Below are 20,963 nucleotides of genomic sequence, written 5' to 3'. Positions count from 1 at the left end.
ATGGATCAACAAACCGTTTTACCAGAACAGGATCATGATAAATCAGCCATTGATGAGTTGGACTTTTCTTGTCATTCAAGCGGTAACTTTCCCGGCATATTGGCTGGATTGAAGCTTTCATTAGTCGTCACGAGTTATCAGGCGCACAGATTGTTTTTTGTGCGTTCAAATGGTGTCCAAATTGATGTTAACTTCAAAAATTTTGTGCGCCCCATGGGCATCTCTGTGACGCCGCAACAAATCACTCTGGGTACCTTGAATCAGGTGTGGCGATTTCGACGTAGCGATGATGCATTGGCGCTGCTTGATGACCCGCATGCAGATGCTTGTTATGTGGCAAGTGCCTGTCATACCACTGGCTTAATTAATATTCATGATATCGCCTACGGCAATAAAGGTTTGTGGGTGACTAATAGTGCTTTTTCTTGCCTCGCCACTCTTGAACCGGACTATAGCTTTGTGCCGCGCTGGAAGCCGGATTTTATTTCTGCGCTTGCACCTGAGGATCGTTGCCATTTGAATGGGATGGCATTGTTGGATGGCGAGCCAGCCTATGTCACTACATTTAATCAGTCCGACACAGCAAGATCCTGGCGCGATGGTGCCAAGGATCAGGGAACACTGATTAACATCAAAACCGGTGAGCAGATATTTTCCAATTTGACGATGCCGCATTCACCGCGCTGTTACAACGGATATGTATATTTTTGCGAGTCAGGTCATGGCTTGGTACGCCGCTATGATCCGCGTACTAATGAAGTGGTCGATGTGGTCAAGCTAGCGGGTTTTACCCGAGGAATGGATTTCTTTGGCCCCTTGATGTTTGTGGGGCTGTCAAAAACTCGCTTTAGCTCAGTTGCTGAACCAGCGCCAATTGCGCAACAACTTGAGGAGTCTCAAAGCGGTATCTGGTGTATTAATTTGACCGATCACTCAGTTGTTGGATTTGTGCGCTTTGAAGGCAACATAGATCAAATTTACGATGTTGCTGTGTTATCTGGTGTCATGTACCCGGAGCTGCTATTGCCGGATGATGAACTGTCTATGTCTGTGTTTAATTTTCCGCCTCTGAGTTATGCGCCGAAAATTAAGGAGGGAATTGAATATGTTTAACAATATATTTACCAAGTGCAGTTTGCCATTGTTGTTTTTGGCCTCACCGCTGCAGGCAGCACCATCCATCTCGCTATCATCGAGTCGTATGGTTAATCGCTCACCTAAGGTAGCAATAGAGCAGCAAAAAACACTGCAGCAGCTTGAAGGTGCTGGTGCATTTGCCTCCTTTAGCACTCAGCCTCGCATCCAGCAAAAAGCAGAAGCGGCTCCAGAAGAAGTTAATGTATTGGCTTTTTTGGAACAAAATGGATTGCTCCAATCATCCGAGGTTGTTGCCGCGACGAACAGTGGTAATCTGGATAGTGAGTTTAATAAAAGTCTCAGTGACGTTTTTGTTTGTATGCCGCCTTATTCGTTCTCAGATTGCAAGATTGCATCGATCAATCGGCAGACCCCTTCGGCATCACCGACCAACGCTGACACACTAACCTGGCGCTTTCTTTTTGATATTGCAGTGACAGGCGTGGATGCCTCGGATTTTAACATTGGCGGCACTACAGCCACTATTACTAACATCACCCCAAACACATCTACCGATTACAGTATTACGATATCCGGTGGCGACCTTGCAAGTTTTAATGGCACTGCCAGCATTAGCCTGAAGCCTACAGGTCAGTATGATATTAGGCTTGTTGCCCCTGGGTTGACTCCCCCAGATGATCTAATGGTTCCAGGCGTAAGAGGGGTTAATAACAATTCTTATGTGGTGAGTAACAATGTTGCACCCACTGATATCTCCCTAACCAGTACCAGTGTCAACCAAAGTGGCGGTACTAACGCTGTAGTGGGAACATTAAGTAGCACCGACGCTGATGTTGGTGACTCCCATACTTACACTTTAGTATCTGGTGCAGGCGACACCAATAACGCCAGTTTTAACATCAGTGGTTCTTCCCTGCGTGCAAACAATGCTGCTTTGCTTACTGCGGGCACTTACAACGTGCGTGTGCGAACAACTGACAATGCCAGCGCGACTTACGACGAAGCCTTCACAATCACTGTGGTCGATAATGTGCCACCGGCCGTGACCTCAATTACCCTGAGCGGCTCACCTGCAAATACCGCCACCAGTGTCGATTTTGTGGTTGCCTTCGATACCTCGGCCAATAACATCTCGATTGATGACTTCCAACTGACCTCCACAGGTGGGGCGGCTGGCACAATCTCTGCTGTCTCGGCATCCTCTGGTACCAGCGTCAATGTGACGGTTAACGGTATTAGTGGTAATGGCACGCTCCGTCTGGATTTGAAATCGTCCACCAATATCAGCGATAGCATAGGTAACGCTGGCCCCGCTGCTTACACCAGCGGTTCTGTCCACAACGTCGCCATTCCCACCGCGCCTACGGTCCCAACTATAGGGACGGCTACTGCTGGTGATGGTCAAGTTAGCGTTACTTTCACTGCGCCCAGCAATAACGGCGGCTCGGCGATCACGACCTATACCGCAACGGCTAATCCCGATGGTGCATTTGGTACCTGTGCTGGGCCAGCGGCCTGTACTGCAACAGTAACAGGATTGGATAACGGCACTGCTTATACTTTTACCGTGACTGCAACGAACGGAGTAGGCACCAGCGTTGCTTCCGGCGCTTCTAACTCTGCCATCCCTAAAGGCAATCAAACCATTACCTTTACCCAGCCTTCTGCACAAAACTTTGGTACTACGCCAACCCTTACAGCCACAGCAGACTCTGCAACAGGAACTGATAATTTAACAGTCAGCTTCAGCTCATCTACCACAGGAGTTTGTACCATCAGTAGCGGCGGTAACCTGGCATTTGTGACCGCCGGTAGCTGTACTATCGATGCTGACCAAGCGGGCGACTCTGCTACCAACCCTGCCCCGACGGTATCCCGAACCTTTACTGTGAATGCCGTCGTTCCCAGTGCCCCAACTGTTGGTACTGCGACCGCAGGTGATACTCAGGCCACTGTGACCTTTTCGGCGCCTGCCAATAATGGCGGCGCCCCGATCCTTGCAGGTGGTTACACCGTCACCGCTAATCCTGGGGGTGCAACCGGCACGGGTTCAAGTTCGCCCATTACCGTAACGGGTTTGATTAATGGTTTGGCCTATACCTTTACGGTGACCGCGACCAACTCGGCGGGGACGGGTGCAGCATCGGCAGCTTCCAACTCGATCATTCCGGCATCACCACAGACGATTACCTTTGCTAATCCAGGAACACGGAACTTTGGTACTTCGCCAACGCTGACCGCAAGCTCATCGGCAGGTGGTGGTTATGTTGTCACTTTCACCTCATCTACCACCAGTGTTTGTACTATTACCAGTGGCGGTGTGTTGACCTTTATAACGACAGGAACCTGTACGGTCAATGCGGATCAGGCGGGCGATTTGTCTTTCCTGGCTGCACCGCAGGTGAGCCAGTCTTTCAGCGTTAGCCCCGTAGTTCCCGGTGCACCAACCATAGGGACAGCAATCGCTGGTGATACCCAGGCAAGTGTTGCCTTTGTTGCCCCAGTGAATATTGGTGGCTCGGCGATTACTGGTTATACCGTGACGGTAAATCCGGCGGATGTCGTTCCAGTATTGGGTGCTTCATCGCCGATTGTGGTGACAGGTTTAACCAATGGTGTGGCTTACACCTTTACCGTCACTGCCGATAATGTGGCGGGTACTGGCTCTGCATCGGCCGCATCCAACTCGATTACTCCGGCTGCTATTCAGACCATCACTTTTGCTGCCCCAAGTGCACAGAACTTTGGTACTACGCCAACATTAACGGCTACAGCTGATTCAGGCTTAACACCTGTCTTTACTTCATCCACTACGGGCGTTTGTACTATTACCTCCGGTGGTGCACTGACCTTTGTGACGGCAGGTAGCTGTACTATTAATGCAGATCAAGCAGGTAATAGTAGCTATTTACCAGCAACACAGGTGAGCAGAACCTTTGCGGTAAATGCTGTCGTGGCTGGAGCGCCAACCATAGGAGCCGCAATCGCTGGGGATAGCCAAGCGGTTGTTAGCTTCACTGCACCGATATTTAATGGCGGTTCATCAATTACGGCTTATACAGTGACATCTAGCCCCGGTGGTTTTACGGGTTCGGGAGCAGGATCTCCAATTACAGTTACAGGGCTTTCAAATGGTACGGCCTATACATTTAGTGTTACTGCGGCGAATACTGTGGGAAGTGGTAATGCTTCAAGTGCGAGTAACTCTGTGACGCCAAATGGTGCACCGACTATTAGTGGTTCGCCGATATTAATAGTGAATCAGGATGCTTCGTACCAGTTTACGCCAACAGCGTCTGACTCTGTGGGAGATACACTTAGCTTTAGTATTAGTAATAAACCTACGTGGGCAACGTTTAATACCGCGACAGGCATGTTGTCTGGTATTCCATTAAATCAAGATGTTGGTGTGACTAACGGAATTGTTATCAGCGTTTCTGATGGCGCTTTATCCGCGAGTCTACCAGCGTTTAATTTAACTGTGACGAACGTCAACGATGCACCGACGATTAGTTCTATGGCTATGACTGCAGCGACCCAAGATGCAGCGTATAGCTACATCTTTGCGGCTGCGGATACTGATGTGGGCGATGTACTTACGTTAAGCGCGATAACTAAGCCTAGCTGGCTAAGCTTCAACGCCGCGACTGGTGTATTAAGCGGCACGCCTACAAATGCTGATGTGGGTTCTCACCCAGTGACGCTGAGGGTGACAGACGCAGATGGCTTAACGGCTGACCAATCCTTCATGGTTATTGTGACCAACGTCAACGATGCACCTGTGATTAGCTCTCCAGCCATCACTACAGCAACTCAAGATATAGCTTATAGTTACACAGTGATCGCTACCGACTTAGATGTGGGTGCTGTGTTAACCCTCAGTGTAGTGACCAAACCGAGCTGGTTGAGTTTCAACTCGGTGACAGGTTTACTCAGTGGTACGCCGAGCAATGCGGATGTGGGCAGTCATGCTGTGTTACTGCGAGTGACGGACGCTGACGGATTAACAGCAGATCAATCGTTTAGTATTACAGTCACTAATAGCAACGATGCACCTACCATCACTTCAACAGAAACTACGGCCGCTGTGCAAGACGCTGTTTACAGCTATACCTTTGCCGCTACAGATGTCGATGTGGACGACGTACTGACATTTAGTGCGGTGACGATACCAAGCTGGTTGAGTTTCAACTCGGTGACAGGTTTACTCAGTGGTACGCCGAGCAATGCGGATGTGGGCAGTCATGCTGTCACCTTACGAGTGACGGACACGGATGGCTTAACGGCTGAGCAGTCCTTTAGCATTACAGTGACTAACGTTAACGATGCGCCTGTTGCGACGAGTGCAAGTGTGACCTTAGAGGAAGATAGCTCTGTGATGATCACGCTTACTGGGGAGGATGCAGATAGTGATCCTCTTACCTATGAAGTGGTGAGCCAACCTGAATCGGGCACTTTGGAGCAGCATGGAACTGTGTGGTTATACACACCGGAGAAAGATTTCAACGGTGCAGATCAGATAAGCTTTATTGCTAAGGATGCTGAACTGAGTTCTGAGCCTGCGACTATCACCATGAATGTCACACCAGTGAATGATGACCCACAAGCTGTAGATGATAATTACACTCTAGCCAGCACCGCGGATGATAAATACACACTACCTGCGCTAGAGAATGATGTTGATGTGGACGGTGATACTTTGACTATCGATGGCGCGGCAGCAGACATAGGTAGTGTGCAGATTACTGCTGATGGACTCATATTTACTGCCCCTGCAGCTTATGTTGGTCCGGTCGCACTTCGTTATACCATTAGTGATGGTCAGAAAGGGCGCGCAAGTGCAAAAGTCAACTTATTGGTAGAAGGTGGGGAGGCTGACAATTTACCTGTTATTACTGTACCTAGTGATGTTGAGGTTAATGCAACAGGCTTGTTCACTCGGGTGGATCTAGGGTTTGCGAAGGCCGTCGATCGTAATGGTCATCCACTGCCCGTTTCTTTGGTCGATAAGCGTTTATTCTTTGCCCCTGGTAGTTATCTTGCTTACTGGCAAGCCGTAGATCGTGATGGCAACAAAGCGACTAAGGCTCAGAAAGTAAAAGTGCATCCATTAATTTCCTTGAGTAAAGATCAAGTCGTGGGTGAGGGCAATGAGGTTGTTGTTAGTATTCACTTAAACGGTGTAGCGCCTGAGTATCCAATATCAGTTCCTTATACGGTTGCAGGTTCCGCGGACAGCAATGATCATGACTTAGTCGATGCGGTAGTGGAGATTACTTCAGGTACATTGGCCCATATTCACTTTAGAACCATAGAGGATGGGGAAGTTGAGGCTGAAGAAGAGGTGTTGATCAGTCTAGATCCAAGTTTGAATTTAGGCAGTAAGAAGCAAACACAAGTGTCGATCACTGAGGCTAACATTGCCCCGAGTGTGACTCTTGAGGTGACTCAAGCGGGTGAACGTCAGTTGATCGTGGCACAAAATGGTGGCGAGGTTCATATTCATGCGCAGATTAGCGATGCCAACATGAACGATACTTTGACATCTGTATGGTCGAGTGGTGCGCTGAACTTGCAGTCCGATGATGCGGGGATGTTCTTCTTGCCGACAGAGGTCTTGCCGGGCATTTATCCTGTGAGCCTGACTGTGACGGATAGCGGTTTACCCGCGCTGTCTACCACGGAGAAAGTTTATATTGTTGTGCGCCCATCTTTGCCGGTTTTGACTGGGACTGATACCGACGGTGATTTGATCCCTGATAACCAAGAGGGATTTACCGATACAGACCGCGATGGCATTCCAGATTACTTGGATGCAATCAATGATTGTAACGTGATGCCTGAAGGTGAGTTGCAGCCTGTGTACTTCTTGGCAGAGGGGCAAGCGGGCGTGTGCTTACGCTTAGGTAATATTGCACTGATGCAAGAGCAAAGTGGTATTCAACTATTACCTAATCTGGTTCCTGAAGACAGTATCGCGGCCAATGTGGGGGGGATTTTTGACTTCATTGCTACAGGACTACCGCAACAAGGGCAGAGTTACAGTCTGGTGATACCACAACGTTCGCCAGTTCCTGCCAATGCGGTATATCGTAAGTATCAAGCCCAAAATGGTTGGAAGGATTTTGTGATTGATGCACGTAATAGTGTCGCGAGTAGTGAAGGTGAGCGTGGTTTCTGCCCTCCTCCTGGAGATAATCGTTGGACTTCAGGATTAACTGAAGGCCATTGGTGTGTGCAGTTAACCATAGAAGATGGCGGGCCAAACGATGACGATGGCGTCGCTAACCGAACCATTGTCGACCCAAGTGGCGTGTCAGTGATACTCAATGGTAACCATTTACCTGTGGCGAACCCAGATACGGCATCTTTACCTTGGAATCAGAGTCTCGATGTCGATGTGCTCGCCAATGATACGGATAGCGATGGTGATGCCTTGACGGTAACACAAGTCACCAGCGAGTTCGGAACTGTAGTTATCTTGGCTAATCAGCAGTTAAGTTACACGCCAGCAACCGATTTCATCGGTACAGATGTGCTGGTGTATAGCATTACTGATGGTAAAGGTGGTACTGCGAGTAGTGAGTTGACTGTGATTGTTAATGGCAATACGGCACCTACGACAGTGAACGATAGTGCTGCCATAGATGACAGAACGAGCTTGTTACTCGATGTGTTGAGTAATGACAGCGATCCCGATGGCAACGTTTTAACCTTAGTCAGCGCAACCGCGCAGCAAGGAACGGTTTCTGTTGAGTCTAATAAACTACGTTATATCCCTAAAACTGGATTTGATGGAGTAGATACTGTGAGTTATCAGATTAGTGATGGATTGGGCGGCGAAGCAACTGGGCAAGCGTTAATCACAGTTAAGGCATACCAAGATGTGGTGATAGATAACAAGTCGGGTGGAGGCAGTATGTCCTTATGGGCATTAGGTTTGATTCTTACAATGGGTTTAATTCGCCGTAAGGAATTACATAAATTAGTCTTGGGCACTGTGTTGTTCGTAGGCTCCGTTAATCAAGCAAATGCGGCTGATAACTGGTATGTCGAGGGATTTGTCGGGCAAGCTCAGGTTGATAGCAGCAGGCGAGATCTACAGCCACAAGCGGGGACAGGCTTTGTAACATCGGTTGATGATAAAGATACTGCTTTGGGTGTGAGTATCGGTTATCAATGGACTCCCTATGTTGCCATCGAATTAGGCTATGCCGACTTTGGTAATGGGACTGCGAGGATTGAGGGCGCAAGTCTCACCCCTGAGCAATATCATGAGCAGGTCAAAGCCGTGACGCCAGTTCTGGCCGATGGTGTCATGCTGGGATTACGTTTCACTTTACTCCAACATGAATCTTGGCGGTTTGAAGTACCCATCGGGTTGTTTAGGTGGCAAGCGGATATCAGTAGCACTATGGGCAATAGCCGTTTAACTACAGAGCTTGATGGTACAGATTGGTATGCGGGCGTGCGTTTTAGCTATCAATTTAGTGAGTCATGGTCTGTAGGTTTGGGATATCAATATGTGGATATCGAGCCTAATGATTTCCTCAGTTACCAGCTCAATCTACGATATCAATTTTAAGCGTTAGCATATCAAAAGGGGCATTCGCCCCTTTTTACTATCCAATAAAACATCGTATTTGAGAATATTTTGAAGGTGTTCACTTAAGGCTGGGCTGGGTTTGTGATGCATATCGCAAAGGATTTGTGGCTTACCATTAGGAGCATATAATAAATTCAGGTTGTAGATTAAAGACAGGATAGTAAGATTGTCACTTACCTTATTTAATTTATCGCTTTTTTATCCAGAGGCAGTTATGTCGCAACGGCAGAATAAGCCGGAAATATTGCATACCGAAGTTGTCGCGAGAAGCCGATTATTTCAAATTGAGCAAGTGCATCTTAAGTTCTCCAATGGTGTAGAGCGCCAATATGAGCGCATGAAAGGCGGTAGTCGTGGCGCTGTGATGATAGTGCCTATTCATCAAGGGAAAATGCTACTGGCACGCGAATATGCTGCAGGAACTGATAATTACGAACTCGGTTTCCCAAAAGGTTTGATCGATCCCGGTGAGACAGCAATAGAAGCTGCTAATCGTGAATTACAGGAAGAAATTGGCTTTGGATCGAATAAGCTCACCTTACTGAAAGAACTCAGCCTAGCTCCGGGTTATTTCTCTAGTAAGATGCAAATTTTTCTTGCAGAAGATCTGTATGAGAGTCGCCTTGAAGGTGATGAGCCTGAGCCAATTGATGTGGTGCCTTGGGCGCTCGCCGATTGGGAAGCCTTGCTCGATGATGTCGATTTTTCTGAATCCCGTAGTGTGAGCGCGTTGTTTTTGGCGCAAAAATATTTACAACTTAAATAATCTTTTTCCTTTTAAGCGTTCAGAGTTTGCACGCTTGCAAAACATTCGCTCAGCAGGCGATTGGAGTTGTTATGAAGCCAGAAGAGTTGATCGACGAAGTTATTGCGATTGCGACCGATGCAGGGATAACTATCCGTGACATTTATCTCAAAGGTAATTTTGAGCGAGAAATGAAGTCTGACAATACCCCTGTCACTTCCGCAGATTTAGCGGCGAACAAGATCATTTGTGACCGATTGACCGCCTTAACGCCTGATATTCCTGTGTTATCTGAAGAAGCCGCCGACATTCCGTTGAATGTGCGTGAATCTTGGAAGCGCTATTGGTTGGTGGATCCGCTCGATGGTACGGGGGAGTTTATCGCCGGCAGTGGTGATTTTTCAGTCATTATTGCGCTGGTGGAACACAATCGTCCCGTGATGGGTGTAGTTTATGTGCCTATGACGCAAGTGTGTTATTACGCTATTGCTGGTTTAGGGGCGTACAAGCGCACGGATAAACAAGAAGTGCGTATTAGCAGTCGCCAAATTGAGCACCGTGAAAAGGTATCCCTAAGATTAGCCGTAAGTCGCCGTCAGGACCCTCAATCTGTGTTGACCCTATTCAACCATCCCAAACACTGCGAGTTAGTCGTGATGGGGGGCGCAGCGTTAAAGAGTTGTCTTGTCGCCGAAGGTCGTGCTGATTGTTATGTACGAGTCGGACCAACGGGTGAGTGGGACACGGGAGCCGCGCAAATTATCGTCGAGGAAGCGGGTGGACAGTTGATGGATACTGAGCTGCAACCGTTAACCTACAATGAGCGCGAGAGCTTAGAGAACCCTAATTTCATCGTAGTTGGCGCACCCAACTTAGAGTGGGATAAGATTTTAATAGGTGAATGATTTTCAAATGCAGTCTATACGTCCGGTATTAAAGTCAGAGTTATTCTCGGTTTATCAGCTCGAACAGGCCATTTTTGGTGAGCACAGCTATCCCGATTTTTTCTTCCGTCAGGGATTTGATTGTTGGCCAGAGCAATTTTTAGTGGCCGTGGATGTAGATAATCAGCTACAAGGCTATTTGCTCAGTGCCCAGAGTAGCGATCCTAGCTGCATGTGGATATTATCTGTCGCAGTGAGTGAAAATGCTCGTGGGAAGGGATTCGGCAAGCGTTTGATGCAACAATGTTTAGCCGAGTTTCCAGTGTCAGTTGAGCGGGTGTGTTTAACCGTTGATCCGAGTAACCCTGCCCATGGCTTATATCTGCATTTAGGTTTCATTGATTCAACTTTTGAGGCCGATTATTTTGGCGATGGCGCAGATAGGGTTGTGATGATTTATCGCAGGCCTTAAATCGAGCGCTTATCTTTGAACCAAAGATTATCCTCAAATAAAAATCACCTTTGAATTAAGAATGATTTTTAAAAATAATGGACGGTGTGCTGACTGAGCGCGCCGTTTTTCATGCTCTTTTAGGTGATGTCATCCCACGGATCCAGTTCGGCTTGCTGAGGGAATCTAATTCGAGTGCCTATCTTTATCCATCATCCTCAATAATATCCTTCATTATTTACCCTCTTCTGTACGTAAAACAAACTTATTTTGAACGTTGTTTTTTATTTTAACTACTGTTAGTCTCTTGCTATTCAACAGGGGATGAGACCTATGGCCAGACGAAAAGAACACAGTCATGATGAAATTCGCGCGATGGCAATACAAGCGGCAACTGAGTTACTGATAGATCAAGGTGCCATAGGGCTCAGCTTACGCAAAGTGGCCAGCCAAATTGGTTATGTCCCTAGTACCTTGATCAATATTTTCGGCAGCTACAACTATTTATTACTGGCGGTTTCTGAGTCAACGCTTAGGACTTTGCACGACCGATTGACGGGTGTTCGTGCGGCCGACAGTTTAGGTAAAATTATTGCAATGGCTTGGGAGTATAGTCAATTCGCCCATGAGCAGCGCCAAGCTTTTAAGCTGGTTTTTGAGCTGCAATTACTCGATTCTGAACCCTTGCCCGAATCGCAAGGGCAATTGATTGCGGGGTTATTTACTCTGATTGAGCGTGAATTGGCGCAACTATTTCCCGAGGTTACGCAGGTGCAGCATCTCAGTATGAGTCGGGTATTATGGGGGGGAATTCATGGGCTGACCTCTCTGTCACTCGATAATAAGCTCTTCGCTGAGTCATTATCACTGCGGGATTTACTCGAGAGTCACATACAAGCTTATTTACAAGGAATGGGTTACCAGAAGGAACTATCATGCTGCTAACAAAACGTTTTTTACCCTATTTTGCGACTCAGTGCTTAGGCGCATTGAATGACAACATCTATAAAAATGTGTTGCTGTTATTAGTGACCTTTAGCCAAGTGAAAGACCTACCCATAAGCGTCGATATGTTTGTAAACTTGGCGGCTGGGGTGTTTATTTTGCCATTTTTCCTCTTTTCGGCCCATGCGGGTGTGGTCGCCGATAATATGGATAAGGCTAAACTCATTCGCCGATTGAAACTACTCGAAGTCATCATCATGTTTAGCGCCGCGATTGCGATTCTGAGTGAGAGCTACATGATGATGTTATTACTGTTATTTTTAACGGGTAGCCAGTCAGCATACTTCGGTCCGGTTAAATATTCCTTGTTGCCCCAAGCGTTGAAAGAGGACGAGTTAGTCACAGGCAACGCTTGGGTTGAAATGGGCACTTTTCTCTCTATTCTGGTGGGCACTTTGAGTGCGGGGATCTTGGTTTCTGATGAAAACGGTACGCTTTGGTCGGCGATTACTGTTGCTGTATTAGCCTTTGCAGGATATTTATCGAGCCGAGCGATTCCTGCATTACCCCCGCAGGGCGTCATCGAAAAAATACGTTTCAGGCCGTTATCGGGCACTTGGCGTAGCATCAAAAAAGCCCGTCAAACGCCTTCAATCTGGATGGCTATCCTCGCTATCAGTTGGTTTTGGTTTTTAGGCGCGACCTATCTGACTCAGTTTCCTAACTTTGCTAAGCTGCATTTGCATTCTGGTGCGACTGTGGTGTCATTATTATTAGGTATGTTTTCCATCGGGATTGCCGTTGGCTCCTTCGTTTGTGAACGTTTCTCCTACGGCCATGTGGAACTCGGTTTGCTGCCATTTGGGGTATTGGGATTAACTATCTTTGGTGTCGATTTGCTTTGGGCTATTCCACTTGCGCCCGTAGATGCTGGTTTTGTCTATGGATTAAAAGCCTTTATTGGCGAGTCCCAACATTATCGGGTGATGCTGGATTTCTTTATGATCGGCGTTAGCGGTGGCTTGTTTATCGTCCCCCTATATGCGTTTATTCAATCTCGTTCGCCTAAGGGTGAATGTGCTCAGGCGATTGCAGCCAATAACATTATGAACTCATTGTTTATGGTGGTTTCGGCACTGTTATCTATGCTGTTACTGGGCGTTGCAGGTTGGACTATTCCACAGTTATTTCTGCTACTCGCCGTGATGAATGCTGTAGTCGCGCTCTATGTTTATTCACAAGTACCAGAATTTACACAACGATTTATCAGTTACTTACTTAGCCATGTTATGTATCGAGTGACAGTCACAGGCCGAGAGAAAATTCCAAAGGAAGGGGCTGGCATCATAGTCTGTAACCATGTGAGTTATGTGGATGCATTGATTATTATGGGAGCGTCGACACGGCCAATCCGCTTTGTGATGGATAAATCCATCAGCGAAATTCCTCTGTTGAAGTATTTGTTCCGCCATGCAGGTGTGATCCCTATCTGTTCGCCTAAGCAAAGTGAAGATACCTATAATCGTGCCTTTGAGGCGATTCATGAAGCGCTCGCCAATGACGAGTTGGTATGTATTTTCCCTGAGGGTCGACTCACACCTGACGGTGAACTTGGCGATTTTCGTCCTGGAATTGATAAGATTTTGGCCAGAGATCCAGTGCCAGTCATTCCTATGGCGCTGCACGGATTATGGGGATCTTACTTTAGCCACAAGGGCGGACATGCCTTGGCTAAAATGCCCAAGCGTTTTTGGTCAAGGGTGTCGGTGGATTTAACGGATGCCGTCGATGGTAAGCTTGCGAATAAGGAATCTTTGAGAGTCCAAGTGGCGAGCCTGCTGGGCAAGTCTTAAATTCGTTAAGGCATGAAATAAAGTGATAGCCGCGGATCTAATGTTCGCGGTTATCTCATTTATGCGTGGGTAATTTATCGAGTTTGATAACTATCCAACCACTCATGCATTGCTTGATGTGAGCCTTTAAAAAGAACACGTTCGGACTTTTTCTGTAATTGGTATTGATACATAGGATCGTAATACTTGTGCAATAACAGGTTTATCCAGACTAAGTGCAGCGAAGTGTCATTCTGGTTGATTTGTTGATCGAGGGCTTGTTGCATCAAATCTTGCAGTTCTTGATGTTGTTTTCCGCCTAGACGTTTGCGAATGCTCACTAAACTCTGTAATAGATATTCACTGAAAGCCGCAAAACCTGCTTCCGGCCCTAGGCGCTCACAGAAGCCGCTATACATTTTATGCACATATTCATAGCGTAAGCGTTCGAGCCTCGCATCGTCCGACTCTTCTAGCACTAAAACATTAGCGGCTTGCATGGCATTGTAAAATGTCTGTGGCAGCGCCGAACGCCCAATCAGGAAGCTTTCATCTTCGAGCAGTAAACACGCCGTGCCACTTGTTTGGTGCTGTAGCAAGGCAATGGCGAGTTGATTTTCAAAGTTAATCTGCGTTGGCTGTGGGTCGATATTCTTTCCAAAACTAGAGCCTCTGTGATTAGCGATTCCTTCAAGATCAACCGCTTCTTTACGCTGTAGTAGAAAATCGGTTTTACCGCAGCCCGTCATCCCGCTCAAACTCAATAACGGCTGTTGAGTCGGTGCCGCTTCAATCACGCCAATCAGATATTGACGCATGGCCTTATAACCACCCTGAATATAAGGGGCTTCGATACCCGCTTCTTTGAGCCATTGCTGAGTGAGTTGCGAGCGCAGGCCGCCGCGAAAGCAATAAAGGTAAGCATTAGGATTGGCTTTAACATAGCTAGCCCAAGCCTCGATTCTCTGTTGCTTGATGGGACCATTCACCAGTGAGTGGCCTAGTGCAATCGCGGCTTGCTGACCAAATTGCTTATAACAAGTCCCGACCTTTTCCCTTTCACTATCCAGCATCAAGGGCAAGTTGGTCGAGTTGGGAAACGCACCTCGAGTAAACTCTATGGGCGCTCGCACATCCATTATGGGATGTTGGTTGAGGAAAATTTCTCGATATTGCTCTGCGGCTATAATAGCGCTTGGCATCAGCACAACACCACATTCGCTGCAGTGGTCGGTGTTTCCAGTGACCCAATGCAGATTGGGGCTATGTGGTTCGCATCGAGTAGGGCGATTAATTCCGCTTCAGCTTCTGCCGAGACAGCAACTAACAGACCACCGCTGGTTTGCGGATCGCACAGTATCGCTTTTTGATGCTCGCTGAGCTCGGGGAGATGCTCGCCATAACTATCGTAATTACGGTGAGTTCCGCCAGGAACACAACCTAAGGCCAAATAATCTAAGGCGCGTGGTAACAATGGCACTGCATCAAATTTAAGCTTCGCAGTGAGGTTGGCGCCTTGGCACATTTCGAGTAAGTGTCCCGCCAGTCCAAAACCTGTGACATCGGTCAGGGCATTTACACCGCTAATTTTTGCAATGGTCGCGCCTATAGTATTGAGTTGGCACATGGCATTGACCGCAATGAGACTATCTTCATCGCGGAGTTTTTTCTGTTTTTGCGCTGTGGTTAAAATACCAATGCCGATAGGTTTAGTGAGATATAAACGATCGCCGGCTTTAGCGGTATCATTCTGTTTTAAATCACTTAAGGCAATTTGCCCGGTAACCGCGAGACCAAAAATAGGTTCGGGTGCGTCTATGCTATGACCACCGGCTAGCATGATCCCTGCTTCCATGCAGGCTTGTCTGCCGCCATCGACCACTTGCTGTGCGATTTCTGCGGGTAGTTTATTGATTGGCCAACCTAAAATTGCAATCGCCATAATAGGCGTGCCGCCCATGGCATAAATATCGCTAATCGCATTGGTCGCTGCGATACGACCGAAGGTGAATGGATCGTCAACAATTGGCATAAAAAAATCGGTAGTGCTAATAATGCCTATGTCATCATTGAGTTTGTACACTGCAGCATCGTCGCGGCTCTGATTGCCAACCAGCAGATTTGGATCGGTAAATACAGGTAATTGCGAGGCTAAGATAGTGCTGAGCACTTTAGGGGATATTTTGCAGCCACAACCTGCGCCATGACTATATTCTGTTAGCTTGATTGATTCTGGGAGTGTAACTGGGGAATCTGACATGATCTCAACAGCCTATTTAAGTGATTAAGGCATCATCATAATCAGATACGGCCACCATGCAAGGTGGCCGTATGACTTTCGGGCAGAATTGTGGCTTAGCTATAAGTTGCGGTCAGGCTGCGCCAATGTTTTTGCTGGACTAAGAAACGCGCCTTTAGCTCTTCAACTTGTTGCAATAGTTGCTGATCGACAAGTTGTTTACGCTTGGCTTCAAGCAAGGTTTTCTGTGCTTGATAGTAATCCATTAAGTGCTGCTTTAATAACTCATACTCTGCTTGGATTTTTTCAATAATTTCATCAGCATTAGGCAGGTTATTAACCTTCCGCTTGGTACGTAATAACTGCATCTGTAAGCGTGCGCTCTCGATACGTTCCTGTGGACTCTTACGCAAATCTTTAGCTAAACCTAATAAAGATAATGATTTAATCAACCATTTGGTCGGATCGTAGTGCCACCATTTAATGCCGTTACGATAGTCATTTTCGAAAATATGATGGAAATTATGATAACCCTCACCGTAGGTCAACATGGCCAAGAAGCCATTATCGCGGGCGGTATTCTTATCGGTATAAGGCTGGCTGCCCCACACGTGAGCTAAAGAGTTGATAAAGAAAGTGCAGTGATGCACCACCACTAAACGCAATAAACCCGCCATCAATAACATAGACAGCACGTCACCATTGAGCCAACCAAGCAGTGCAGGCAGTCCAATGTTCATCAGCAACACGAGTGCGAGGTAATGTTTGTGTTGCCACATGACAATACGGTCATTTTGCAGATCACGCACATTTTGATAATCGTGATAGCGTTGCGACTGATACTCTCGCAGCATCCAACCGATATGGCTGTACCAGAATCCCATTTTGGCAGAGTACGGGTCCTTGTCGTTATTATCTACGTGTTTGTGGTGAACTCTGTGATCAGATGCCCAGTGCAATGCACTGTTTTGTAATGCTAAAGCACCACCAAGGGCATATATAAAACGCACTGCCGGATGGGCTTTATAGGCCTTGTGTGACCAGAGTCTGTGATAACCAGCGGTGATCGACAAACCACTGGCAAAGGCTAAAACAATAAAAGCGATCCATTCACTGGCACCATAGCCATGAACAATACCGCGCCATGGAACTAAAATTACCGCACTGAGGAAAGTGATGGCAAACAGACTGACATTAAGCCAGATGATAGGGGGTTTTTTCATTATAGGTTTCCAAAATTCGCTTTTGAGCGTACATCTGTAAGCTAATTTAGCTTAGCTATATTGTTTGGTCAAGGACGATGGGGCTGTGTTTAATGCCTAAAAGCGGTATTATCGCGTTATTACATTCAGTTAGCGGATTTAAGAATGGGTATTCGAGCACAGCAAAAAGAGAAAACTCGCAGAGCTTTAGTCGATGCGGCCTTTAATCAGCTAAGTGCTGAGCGCAGTTTCTCAAGTCTGAGTTTGCGAGAGGTTGCTCGGGAAGCTAATATCGCGCCGACATCTTTTTATCGCCATTTTAAAGATATGAACGAACTTGGCCTTACTATGGTGGATGAGGGTGGGTTAACCCTAAGGCAGATGATGCGTAAAGGCCGTCAGCGAGCTGAAGTGGGTGGCAGTGTGATCCGTATTTCCGTTGATACCTTTATGGAAGTGCTTGATTCGAATCCAAACGTATTCCGTATTTTATTGCATGAACGCTCTGGAACCTCGGCTGCATTCCGTGCGGCAGTTGCCCGCGAAATTGAGCATTTTATTTCTGAATTGGCTCATTATACCGAAGCCAAAGCGGGGCGAACCCCCTTGCTAGCTCGTGCACAGGCTGAAGCTTTAGTGACACTGGTGTTTAATGCCGGCGCTTCCGCATTAGATATGAAACGGGCTGACCGCAAAATTCTTGCCGATCAATTAGTCATGCAATTGCGCATGGTCGCCAAAGGCGCCGAGGCTTTGCAGCATAAGGTTGAACACCGCTAATCTGAGTGAGATGCAGATTCACTAAAATAATGGAGCCTAAGGCTCCATTATTTTTAGCGAATTTACGTTTAAGTGTTCTGCAGTTGAGCTCAGTGTATCTGAAGTGATTAACGACGCTCGAGTAGTACACCCGTTTCCATGTGATCTGTGTAAGGGAACTGATCAAATAAGGCAAATCGGGTCACTCTATGGGTTTCGTTCAGTTGTTGCAGGTTATCTTTTAAGGTTTCAGGGTTGCAGGAAATATACAAAATCCGCTCATAACCTTGGACTAACGCCAGCGTATCAGGATCAATCCCCGCGCGTGGTGGGTCAACAAAAATGGTGTTGCAAACATAGCTGTCAAGATCGATACCTTCTAAACGTCTAAAGCTGCGTTTCTTCGCCATGGCATCGCTAAAGTCTTCGGCTGACATACGAATAATCTGCAGATTATCAATACCATTCACTTCGATATTGTATTGTGCTGCATCCACTGAAGGCTTGGCCAGTTCTGTGGCCAACACGCGATTAAAGTTTTGCGCCAGTGCGATAGAGAAGTTGCCATTACCACAGTAGAGCTCGAGTAAATCCCCCTTACTGTTTTGAGTCGCATCGATAGCCCACTCCAACATTTTTACGGAAACTTTGGCATTCGGTTGAGTAAAGCTGTTCTCGATTTGCTTATATAAGAAGGTTTTATCATTTACTTGTAATGACTCAACCACAAAGTCCTTATCTAAATCGATTTTTTGCTTACGGGCACGGCCGATGATGTTGACGTTAAACTGGCTACTTAACTTGGCTTTCAGTGCAGCCGCATCGGCGCGCCATTGGTCATCAAGCTGCCTGTGATAAAGCAAAGACACTAAAATCTCGCCGCTTAAAGTCGACAAAAAATCCACTTGGAACAATTTGTGCCTTAGACTCGGATTCGGTTTCAGCTCGGCGATTAAGGCCGACATCATTTGATTGATGAGCACGCTAGCTGGTAAGTATTGATCGCAACGTACCTTCTCATTCAATACTTTATCGAACATGTAATAGTATAAGTCGTCACCATCATGCCAGATGCGGAATTCGGCGCGCATACGGTAGTTAGCTGGCTCTGAGGCAAAAACTTCAACACTCGGTGTTTCAAATTGGGCAAAGGCTTGTTCTAGCTTGATACGCTTGTGTTCTAACTGCGCATCATAAGTCTGAGGGTCCATTGCTGCTAAGTTCATTGTTTGATTCACCGTTGCTGTAAATTGGGGCGCAAATATTATACTAGGTGACACGAATGTCCAGTATCTTGCTTTTGCGGTTTTCGCAAAGCTATGGGAAAATCCGCGCACTTGAATGTGGTTCTATGGTATTTGGCTGGATTCCGTCGGTAAAGCAGCCATCGAATCGTTAATGCGTCCAATCTGTATAGTTTATTTATATATCCGAAACTGGAGATTCGCTTGTCGCGACCTATATTAGTGTTTGATTCTGGGATTGGTGGTCTATCTGTACTGGCTGAAATTCGCAAGAGTTTGCCCCATAGCGACTATTGCTATCTTTTCGACAACGCTAGGTTGCCCTATGGAGAGTTGGAAGAGCAGGTATTAATTTCTGGCTGTGTCGAATTAGTATGCGATCTAGTGGCTCGTACCAATGCAATGATAGTGGTCGTTGCCTGCAATACTGCAAGTACTGTTGTATTACCGGCATTACGTGCACATCTTACTGTCCCTGTCGTAGGTGTTGTCCCTGCCATTAAACCCGCCGCTCTAATGTCTAAGAGTAAACGTATTGGACTCTTGGCTACACCTGGCACAGTTAAGCGTCATTATACCCATGAACTCATCAGCCAATTTGCTGATGATTGCCATGTCGAACTCTTTGGTTGTTCTGAATTAGTGATGATGGCAGAACAAAAAGTGGCGACTGGAATGTTGGATATGCATAGATTGGCACAGTTACTGGCACCAGTCGTTGCCGCACAATTGGATGTTCTCGTACTAGGTTGCACTCATTTCCCTATGATCAAAGCTGAATTACAACAAGTTCTCGGTGCGGGCGTAAAACTAATGGATTCTGGCGCCGCTATTGCTAAGCGAGTTGTCACTCTTTTAACGCAACAGAATCTTATTGTGGAAGAGCACAGAGTAACAGATGAGAGAGAAGCCGTAAGGGAGTCAGTGATGCAAGCTTTCTATACTAAGATGGGAATCAGCGAAGGGTTAACAACAACATTAATTGATTGTGGCTTTTCAACTATCGAACGAATCACCACAACCAACTAAATTACAAAATAAAGCAAAACAGTTTAAGCGGTAATGCTACTCGTCTGTCCCTGTACGGTCGGCAGCTTCCGAATCTTGTGTTTTTGCTTCTCTTACTTTTAAGGTTCTTTCTTGGAAACTATAGTCATTCAGTTTAACCATGGCTTTCTGAGCGCCTGATTCTGACATCTCCACAAAACCAAAACCTTTACGACGACCCGTCTTACGATCTCTGACTAAACGCACAGAGTTTACTGGACCAAATTCGCCAAATAATACTTTTACTTCACCCTCATGAACACGATAAGGCAGGTTACCTACATATAAGGTCATAGTAGGGCCAACATATTGTTCTTCTGAAGCATGAGATGATGAAGTCTCTGGAACAAATTTAAAAACAAGACTTGCAATGATAGCGCCAGCGACAAAAGCAATAGCTGATAATGGCGTTGCGAACTGAGATAGTGCTACTGCGCCAATAATGGCGACAATCAAGACAATAAGAAATGACTTTTGCATAAGAATGCTCTCTGATGAATGGGAAATTGATAAATAACTGTTAACAGCAAGTATATGGTAATGAATTATTTACTTTTACACTAGACCATTGCTGAAATATTGAGCGTGAATTATCAATTATTAGATAAAAAACCTTACTTATCTCCGATAAATAGAGCTTATAAGCTAAAAAATGGACATAACGTTTAAAATATCGACGTGCGATTCAATGATCGATAAAAAGCCCTTGCGGACTTTCTCAATCTCCCTATAATGCGCATCCACTGACAGGGCAGACAGCGTAACGCAAGTTAAGCAAAGAAAGCCATGCAGTTCATCGGTTAGCAAGCTAAACGATGAGTGTTGAGAAAGTTGAAAAAACTACTTGACGCACTAACGGGAATGCGTAGAATACGCAGCCCTGACCCGCTGAAAACTCAGTGTGTGGTCAA

General features: G+C 46.5%; 14 protein-coding genes. 9 read left to right on the top strand and 5 right to left on the bottom strand.

Features of this window, described 5'->3' with window-relative positions:
• The 7 genes from GWI56_RS14990 to GWI56_RS14960 all read left to right on the top strand — a co-directional run bounded on the left by GWI56_RS14990 (window position 1) and on the right by GWI56_RS14960 (window position 13,582).
• A complete protein-coding gene (locus GWI56_RS14990; RefSeq protein ID WP_198573337.1) occupies window positions 1–1,113 on the top strand; it encodes a TIGR03032 family protein in 1,113 nt (370 codons plus the stop codon).
• Window positions 1,106–8,683 (top strand): Ig-like domain-containing protein, encoded by a 7,578-nt coding sequence (locus GWI56_RS14985; protein WP_198573336.1) that lies wholly within the window; start codon window positions 1,106–1,108, stop codon window positions 8,681–8,683. The genes GWI56_RS14990 and GWI56_RS14985 overlap by 8 nt, the downstream gene beginning before the upstream one ends.
• 235 nt (window positions 8,684–8,918) lie before the next feature.
• Window positions 8,919–9,470, top strand: coding sequence for an ADP compounds hydrolase NudE (gene nudE / locus GWI56_RS14980; RefSeq protein ID WP_173242602.1), 552 nt, complete (start codon window positions 8,919–8,921; stop codon window positions 9,468–9,470).
• Window positions 9,471–9,541: 71 nt separating this feature from the next.
• Window positions 9,542–10,354 (top strand): 3'(2'),5'-bisphosphate nucleotidase CysQ, encoded by an 813-nt coding sequence (gene cysQ, locus GWI56_RS14975; protein ID WP_198573335.1) that lies wholly within the window; start codon window positions 9,542–9,544, stop codon window positions 10,352–10,354.
• Between the two features lie 7 nt (window positions 10,355–10,361).
• Entirely contained in the window at window positions 10,362–10,805 is a 444-nt protein-coding gene (locus GWI56_RS14970) for an N-acetyltransferase (protein ID WP_198573334.1), read from the top strand.
• A gap of 312 nt (window positions 10,806–11,117) precedes the next feature.
• Window positions 11,118–11,729, top strand: a complete 612-nt coding sequence (locus GWI56_RS14965) for a TetR-like C-terminal domain-containing protein (RefSeq protein WP_198573333.1) — start codon at window positions 11,118–11,120, stop codon at window positions 11,727–11,729.
• Window positions 11,720–13,582 carry an MFS transporter gene (locus tag GWI56_RS14960; protein ID WP_198573332.1) on the top strand — a complete coding sequence of 621 codons (1,863 nt, stop codon included), beginning with the start codon at window positions 11,720–11,722 and terminating at the stop codon, window positions 13,580–13,582. The genes GWI56_RS14965 and GWI56_RS14960 overlap by 10 nt, the downstream gene beginning before the upstream one ends.
• Before the next feature lie 74 nt (window positions 13,583–13,656).
• Here GWI56_RS14960 and mnmH read toward each other — a convergent pair whose 3' ends face one another.
• The 3 genes from mnmH to GWI56_RS14945 all read right to left on the bottom strand — a co-directional run bounded on the left by mnmH (window position 13,657) and on the right by GWI56_RS14945 (window position 17,023).
• Window positions 13,657–14,763 carry a tRNA 2-selenouridine(34) synthase MnmH gene (mnmH, locus tag GWI56_RS14955; RefSeq protein ID WP_198573331.1) on the bottom strand — a complete coding sequence of 369 codons (1,107 nt, stop codon included), beginning with the start codon at window positions 14,761–14,763 and terminating at the stop codon, window positions 13,657–13,659.
• Entirely contained in the window at window positions 14,763–15,821 is a 1,059-nt protein-coding gene (gene selD, locus GWI56_RS14950; protein WP_198573330.1) for a selenide, water dikinase SelD, read from the bottom strand. Before selD ends, mnmH begins: the two co-directional genes overlap by 1 nt.
• 95 nt (window positions 15,822–15,916) lie before the next feature.
• Window positions 15,917–17,023 (bottom strand): fatty acid desaturase, encoded by a 1,107-nt coding sequence (locus GWI56_RS14945; RefSeq protein ID WP_198573329.1) that lies wholly within the window; start codon window positions 17,021–17,023, stop codon window positions 15,917–15,919.
• Between the two features lie 144 nt (window positions 17,024–17,167).
• Between GWI56_RS14945 and fabR the strand changes: the two genes are divergently transcribed.
• Window positions 17,168–17,782, top strand: a complete 615-nt coding sequence (fabR, locus tag GWI56_RS14940) for an HTH-type transcriptional repressor FabR (protein WP_105251021.1) — start codon at window positions 17,168–17,170, stop codon at window positions 17,780–17,782.
• 107 nt (window positions 17,783–17,889) lie between these two features.
• Here the strand turns inward: fabR and trmA are convergent, their stop codons facing one another.
• Window positions 17,890–18,987, bottom strand: a complete 1,098-nt coding sequence (trmA, locus tag GWI56_RS14935; protein ID WP_198573328.1) for a tRNA (uridine(54)-C5)-methyltransferase TrmA — start codon at window positions 18,985–18,987, stop codon at window positions 17,890–17,892.
• 222 nt (window positions 18,988–19,209) lie between these two features.
• Between trmA and murI the strand changes: the two genes are divergently transcribed.
• Window positions 19,210–20,034 (top strand): glutamate racemase, encoded by an 825-nt coding sequence (gene murI / locus GWI56_RS14930; protein WP_198573327.1) that lies wholly within the window; start codon window positions 19,210–19,212, stop codon window positions 20,032–20,034.
• 36 nt (window positions 20,035–20,070) lie between these two features.
• Here the strand turns inward: murI and GWI56_RS14925 are convergent, their stop codons facing one another.
• The gene (locus GWI56_RS14925) at window positions 20,071–20,532 is read right to left on the bottom strand and encodes an RNA-binding protein (RefSeq protein ID WP_113941557.1); all 462 of its coding nucleotides are present in this window, start codon (window positions 20,530–20,532) and stop codon (window positions 20,071–20,073) included.
• Window positions 20,533–20,963: the final 431 nt, after the last annotated feature.

Origin of the sequence: Shewanella sp. DW31 (assembly GCF_015767295.1) — a bacterium.
GTDB classification, from domain to species: domain Bacteria; phylum Pseudomonadota; class Gammaproteobacteria; order Enterobacterales; family Shewanellaceae; genus Shewanella; species Shewanella oncorhynchi.
The sequence above is the reverse complement of the archived record's forward strand: the minus strand, read 5'-3'. Positions and strand labels throughout refer to the sequence as shown.

What these genes read in the sequence shown, in the direction of transcription:
- GWI56_RS14990 (WP_198573337.1), top strand. Translation starts at nt 1, where the DNA reads ATGGATCAACAAACCGTTTTACCAGAACAGGATCATGATAAATCAGCC.
- GWI56_RS14925 (WP_113941557.1), bottom strand. Translation starts at nt 20,532, where the DNA reads ATGCAAAAGTCATTTCTTATTGTCTTGATTGTCGCCATTATTGGCGCA.
- GWI56_RS14970 (WP_198573334.1), top strand. Translation starts at nt 10,362, where the DNA reads ATGCAGTCTATACGTCCGGTATTAAAGTCAGAGTTATTCTCGGTTTAT.
- GWI56_RS14985 (WP_198573336.1), top strand. Translation starts at nt 1,106, where the DNA reads ATGTTTAACAATATATTTACCAAGTGCAGTTTGCCATTGTTGTTTTTG.
- mnmH (WP_198573331.1), bottom strand. Translation starts at nt 14,763, where the DNA reads ATGCCAAGCGCTATTATAGCCGCAGAGCAATATCGAGAAATTTTCCTC.
- GWI56_RS14960 (WP_198573332.1), top strand. Translation starts at nt 11,720, where the DNA reads ATGCTGCTAACAAAACGTTTTTTACCCTATTTTGCGACTCAGTGCTTA.
- fabR (WP_105251021.1), top strand. Translation starts at nt 17,168, where the DNA reads ATGGGTATTCGAGCACAGCAAAAAGAGAAAACTCGCAGAGCTTTAGTC.
- GWI56_RS14945 (WP_198573329.1), bottom strand. Translation starts at nt 17,023, where the DNA reads ATGAAAAAACCCCCTATCATCTGGCTTAATGTCAGTCTGTTTGCCATC.
- GWI56_RS14965 (WP_198573333.1), top strand. Translation starts at nt 11,118, where the DNA reads ATGGCCAGACGAAAAGAACACAGTCATGATGAAATTCGCGCGATGGCA.
- cysQ (WP_198573335.1), top strand. Translation starts at nt 9,542, where the DNA reads ATGAAGCCAGAAGAGTTGATCGACGAAGTTATTGCGATTGCGACCGAT.
- nudE (WP_173242602.1), top strand. Translation starts at nt 8,919, where the DNA reads ATGTCGCAACGGCAGAATAAGCCGGAAATATTGCATACCGAAGTTGTC.
- selD (WP_198573330.1), bottom strand. Translation starts at nt 15,821, where the DNA reads ATGTCAGATTCCCCAGTTACACTCCCAGAATCAATCAAGCTAACAGAA.
- trmA (WP_198573328.1), bottom strand. Translation starts at nt 18,987, where the DNA reads ATGAACTTAGCAGCAATGGACCCTCAGACTTATGATGCGCAGTTAGAA.